1 protein-coding gene is annotated in these 1,189 nt (G+C 73.1%); it reads left to right on the top strand.

All coding sequences use genetic code 11. The annotated features are described in order from the left end of the window. The coding region (locus tag CIK81_RS17845; protein WP_241964264.1) for a dihydroxyacetone kinase family protein at window positions 1-1,189 on the top strand (1,189 nt) is incomplete at both ends.

Raw genomic sequence — 1,189 nt, 5'->3', positions numbered from 1 at the left:
TCCGCGGCCTCGCCCTGTCCCACCCCGACCACGTCGCCGTCGTGCACGGCGGCGTGGTCCGGGCGACGCAGACCCCGCAGGGCCAGCCCGCCCTGGTGATCGGCGGCGGCTCCGGCCACTACCCCGCCTTCGCCGGCTGGGTGGGCCCCGGCATGGCCCACGGCGCACCCTGCGGGAACGTCTTCGCCTCCCCGTCGGCCTCGCAGGTCTACTCGGTGGCGCGCAACGCCGAGAACGGTGGCGGGGTGGTCCTCGGCTTCGGCAACTACGCCGGGGACGTGCTCCACTTCGGCGCAGCCGCGGAGAAGCTGCGCGCCGAGGGCATCGACGTGCGGATCATCCGCGTCAGCGACGACATCGTCTCCAACACTCCCGAGAACCACCGGGACCGTCGCGGGATCGCCGGTGACCTGCCCGTCTTCAAGATCGCGGGTGCCGCGATCGAGGCCGGCGCAGACCTCGACACGGCCGAGCGGATCGCATGGAAGGCGAACGACGCCACCCGCTCCTTCGGCGTCGCCTTCGACGGCTGCACCCTGCCCGGCGCCTCCGAGCCGCTGTTCCACGTCGAGGACGGCCAGATGGGCGTGGGCCTGGGCATCCACGGTGAGCCCGGCGTGCGCGACGAGGCGATCGGCACGGCCGACGAGATCGCCTCCCTGCTGGTCCAGGGCGTTCTCGCCGAGCAGCCCGAGCGCACCGACGGCGGCTACCAGGGCCGCGCGGCCGTGATCGTCAACGGGCTCGGCACCGTGAAGTACGAGGAGCTCTTCGTCGTCTACGCGAAGGCCGCCGAACTCCTCGAGACGGCGGGCATCACCCCGGTGCGTCCCGAGGTCGGCGAGTTCATCACCAGCCTGGACATGGCCGGACTGTCGCTCAGCCTGGTGTTCCTGGACGACGAGCTCGAGCAGCACTGGCTGGCCCCCGTCGACACCCCCGCCTTCCATCGCGGCGCGATGCCGGCGCTCGACCGGCCCCGTCGTGAGACCTTCTGGGAGGCCGGAGCCGACGAGACTCCCCAGGCCACCGAGGAGTCCCGCCGCGTCGCCGAGCAGGTCTCCGATGCGCTCGCCCTGTTCGAGCGCGTCTGCGCCCGCGAGGAGGCCGAGCTGGGCCGGATCGATGCGATCGCCGGCGACGGCGACCACGGCCAGGGCATGGCCTACGGCTCCAAGGGCGCCGCGGC

This window comes from Brachybacterium sp. JB7, from assembly GCF_003335205.1.
Classification (GTDB): Bacteria; Actinomycetota; Actinomycetes; order Actinomycetales; family Dermabacteraceae; genus Brachybacterium; species Brachybacterium alimentarium.
Note: the sequence above shows the minus strand (reverse complement) of the source record. Positions and strands in the feature narration are given on the sequence as shown.